Annotated in this window: 4 protein-coding genes; 3 read left to right on the forward strand and 1 reads right to left on the reverse strand. The window is 59.0% G+C overall.

Features of this window, described 5'->3' with window-relative positions:
- Positions 1-11: 11 nt before the first annotated feature.
- Complete coding sequence (locus PDO_RS10430; protein ID WP_007601493.1) at positions 12-1,037, reverse strand: LacI family DNA-binding transcriptional regulator; 1,026 nt, start codon at positions 1,035-1,037, stop codon at positions 12-14.
- Positions 1,038-1,276: 239 nt separating this feature from the next.
- Here PDO_RS10430 and PDO_RS10435 point away from each other — a divergent pair, with 239 nt between their 5' ends.
- The 3 genes from PDO_RS10435 to PDO_RS10445 all read left to right on the forward strand — a co-directional run.
- Positions 1,277-2,257 (forward strand): Bug family tripartite tricarboxylate transporter substrate binding protein, encoded by a 981-nt coding sequence (locus PDO_RS10435; protein ID WP_007601495.1) that lies wholly within the window; start codon positions 1,277-1,279, stop codon positions 2,255-2,257.
- Between the two features lie 62 nt (positions 2,258-2,319).
- On the forward strand, positions 2,320-2,799 hold the full coding sequence (locus PDO_RS10440; protein ID WP_007601498.1) for a tripartite tricarboxylate transporter TctB family protein: 480 nt from the start codon (positions 2,320-2,322) through the stop codon (positions 2,797-2,799).
- 39 nt (positions 2,800-2,838) lie between these two features.
- On the forward strand, positions 2,839-4,164 hold a 1,326-nt coding region (locus PDO_RS10445; RefSeq protein WP_007601500.1), incomplete at its 3' end, for a tripartite tricarboxylate transporter permease.

Consider the following 4,164-nt stretch of genomic DNA (forward strand, 5'->3'; position numbering starts at 1 on the left):
AGCGGCCGTAGTCAGGCTGTTCCGCGCGTCACGATGTGGAAGTCGATATTGATCATCGCTTCCACATTTTTGTCTCCGTCAATCTTCCTGAGGATCGAACGGGCAGCCTTGGTGCCGATATCGCGACGATCAATGCGAACGGTCGTTAGCGGCGGATGGGTGTGCGGAGCGAAATCGAAATCGCCGAATCCTACAATACCGAGGTCCTCAGGTATCCTGCAGCCGCGGGCATGAGCTTCGGCCAGAGCTCCATGGGCGACAACATCCGACGAGCAGAACACGCCGAGCGACCCCATGCCGCGATCGAGCAATTGCGCCGTTGCCATGCGCCCATCTCGGAAGGTCGAGGGTGAATTCATCTCCAGTTCCGGCAATTCTACCTCCGCGATCCCCTTGAGGCGATTGACGAAGCCATCACGACGCTGGACGGCGCGCGGATCATTGGCGCCGACCTGGGCATAACGGTCATATCCCCGGATCAGCAGATGTTCGGCTACCAGAGCGCCGACCGCCGCATGAGAGAAACCGACGGCGGTATCGAGTGGCGAAGGAGTGGAATCCCAGATTTCCACGATAGGAAGGCCGGCTCCGGTCAGCATTGCCCGGGTTTCCTTCAGATGGGTGATGCCGGTCAGAATGATGCCATCGGGGCGACGCGCCAGGATGGCTCGGGTCAGTTCGAGTTCGCGGCTGGTATCATAGCCGGAAAGGCCGAGCAGGAGTTGATAGCCGGCAGAGACGAGCTCGGCGTTGAGCCCTTCTATGGTCTCGGCAAAGATCGTGCTGGCGACCGATGGGACGATCGCGGCGATCAGCCGGGTTCTGCGCGAGGCAAGGCCGCCGGCAAGCAGGTTCGGCACATAACCTGTCCGGGCAATGACCTTTTCGATCGCTTCCAGCGTGCGGGGCTTGACCAAGGCCGGCGTATTGATCGCACGCGACACGGTGACCGGCGAAACGCCGGCGAGTTTTGCGATATCGGCAAGCGTGACGGGACCGGCCGTTGCGACCTGTTTGGTTCTTTCATGGTCGGCCATGGTCATTCTCCCTGCTAAATGATTTACGCTTTCATTTTGATTTCAATCAAGTGCTGATATGAAAATTTTTGTAAAAATCTGATTAATGTATTGATATTGTACAGTTTAAAATTTTTCTTCAGTGGTTGCGGGATGGAAATTTGAAGATAAAATGAAAGCGCTTCCATTTCTTCGTCAGGAGGGTTTCGAAGGATGGGTGAGTGGGACCGGCAGGAGGCCGGGCAAGTGGAGGAAGTAACATGAAGCTAAAGCGTTTGATGACGTTTGCGGCCGCTACGGCCGTCATCTGTGTGGCAGGTATGCAGGCAAGCCACGCACAGGATTATCCGAGCAAGACCGTGACGGTCGTCGTGCCGTTCGCAGCCGGCGGCAATACCGATACATTCGGCCGCCTCGTTGCCGAGGAACTGGACAAGCGCCTCGGTCAGCGTTTCATCGTCGAGAACAAGCCCGGCGCTGGCGGCAATATCGGTCTCGGTGACCTCGCCCGCTCCAAGCCGGACGGTTACACGATCGGCATGGGTACGGTCAGCTCCAACGCGATCAACCAGACACTCTACAAGACCCTGCCTTACGACAAGGAAAAGGGCTTTGCGCCGATCTCGCTGATCGCCAGCCTGCCGAATGTGCTTGTCGTCAACCCGGACAAGATCAAGGCGAACACTGTCGAGGAACTGATCGCCTTCCTGAAAACGGAGCCGGGCAAGCATACCTATGCATCCTCGGGCGTCGGTACTTCGATCCACCTCGCCGGTGAGCTTCTGGCGACCAAATCCGGCGTCAAGATCACCCATGTGCCCTACAAGGGCAGTAGCCAGGCGATCCTCGATGTCGTCGCCGGTCATGTGGACATGATGTTCGACAATATCCCGACCGCCGCCCAGCAGGTGAAGGCGGGCAAGGTGAAGGCGTTGGCGGTAACCAGCCTTGAGAAGGCTGCTCTTCTGCCTGACGTGCCGACAATGGCGAGCGTCATTCCGGGCTTCGAGGCAACCTCTTGGCACGGCCTGTTCGCACCTCCCGGCACGCCGCCGGAAATTGTCGAGAAGCTCTCCAAAGAAGTGCAGGCGATCATCGCTGAGCCGGCAATGCAGGAAAAGCTGAAAGCAATGGGCGTGACACCGATCGGCAATACATCTGCCGAGTTCCAGGCTTTTATCGACAAGGAAACGGTAAAGTGGGCCGAGGTCATCAAGGCCGCCAACGTGCCGCTGCAATAAGGTACACTGCCGGCCGGGCCTGACGCTCGGCCGGCATATCTTCCCCACGCGAGTATCATGCCATGCTGAAAATTAGAAACGGCCGCGACTTCGTCGGCGGCGTGACGATGATCTGTGTCGGCCTCCTGTTCATCTGGTTCGGTCGCGGGCTTGAAGCCGGCAATTCTTTCCAGATGGGGCCGGGGTATTTTCCGACCATGCTGAGCCTGCTGCTGATGGCGATAGGTGCACTGATCATCGGGCAGTCGCTGCTGGTGGATGCGGAAGAGGGCGAGCCGGAAGCCTGGAACTGGAAAGCCTATCTTCTCGTGATCCTCGGTCCTGTCGGCTTTGGTTTTTTGCTGGCAGGGCTAGGCCTCGCACCGACCATGCTGCTGCTGATCGTCGGGGTGGCGACCGCCAGCTGTTATGCCAACTGGCGGCATTCGATCCTGCTCGGGCTGTTTCTCTCTGTTTGCTCGGTTCTGCTGTTCACCAAGTTTCTGTCGCTTCCGGTCTCAGCCTTCGGCCCCTGGATCCCCTTTATCGGCGAGCTTTTCTAAAGCCCGCCAACCAACCGATGAAACCGGATTGGATTGAATATGGATATCTTCTCTAACCTCTGGCTCGGTGCTTCGACCGCCTTCATGCCGATGAACCTGTTCTACGGCTTCATCGGCTGCCTGCTCGGCACCGCGATCGGCGTGCTGCCGGGGCTTGGGCCGACGGCGACGATCGCCATGCTTCTGCCGATCACCTTCGGTCTTCCGCCGGAAGCGGCGCTGATCATGCTGGCCGGCATCTTTTACGGCGCGCAATATGGTGGGTCGACCACCGCTGTCCTGATTAATCTTCCGGGCGAAAGCTCTTCGGTGGTCACCGCGATCGACGGCTACCAGATGGCACGCAACGGGCGGGCAGGGGCCGCACTTGCGACCGCTGCGCTTGGCTCCTTTTTCGCCGGTTCGGTCGCGACAATCCTGCTTGCCGTGGCAGCTCCGCCGCTTGCCGCCGTGGCGCTGAATTTCGGGCCAGCGGAGTATTTTTCGCTGATGGTGCTCGGTCTCGTGGCCTCAGTAGCGCTTGCCAGTGGATCGCTGCTGAAGGCATTTGCGATGATCGTCTTCGGGCTCATCCTAGGTACCGTCGGCACGGACGTGGAAAGCGGTACGCCGCGTTATGTTTTCGATATCCCGGAGCTTTACGACGGGTTGAATTTCGTTGCCGTCAGCATGGGCATCTTCGGCATCTGCGAGATCCTGCGCAATCTGGAAAACGAGCATGAGCGTTCCGTCGGTGTCAGACGGGTCACCGGGCTGATGCTGACGAAGGAAGACTTCAAGCGGATCATCGCACCGGTTCTACGCGGCACCGTACTCGGCTCATTCCTCGGTGTGCTGCCGGGCGGTGGCGCGATGCTCGCCTCGTTTGCGGCCTATGCAGTGGAGAAGCGTGTTTCCCCCAATCGCGCCGAATTCGGAAAGGGTGCGATCGAAGGGGTCGCCGCGCCGGAAAGCGCCAACAATGCCGGAGCGCAGACCTCGTTCATTCCAATGCTGACGCTTGGCATTCCCGGCAACCCGGTGATGGCGCTGATGGTGGGAGCGATGATCATCCAGGGCATCACACCCGGCCCGAATGTCATCTCGGACGAGCCGGATCTGTTCTGGGGCATGATCGTGTCGATGTGGTCGGGCAACCTGATGCTCGTCATTCTGAACCTGCCGCTGATCGGGCTCTGGGTGCGGATGCTGACCGTACCGTATCATCTGCTCTTCCCGGCGATCATCGGCTTCTGCTGCATTGGTGCCTACAGTATCAACAACAGCGTCTTCGACGTCTTCGTCATGGCAGGTTTCAGCGTCATCGGCTTTGCGCTTTCCAAAATGCGTTTCGAGCCTGCGCCGCTGCTGCTGGGCTTTATTCTC

The organism is Rhizobium sp. PDO1-076, from assembly GCF_000247475.1.
In the GTDB taxonomy this organism is placed as follows: domain Bacteria; phylum Pseudomonadota; class Alphaproteobacteria; order Rhizobiales; family Rhizobiaceae; genus Allorhizobium.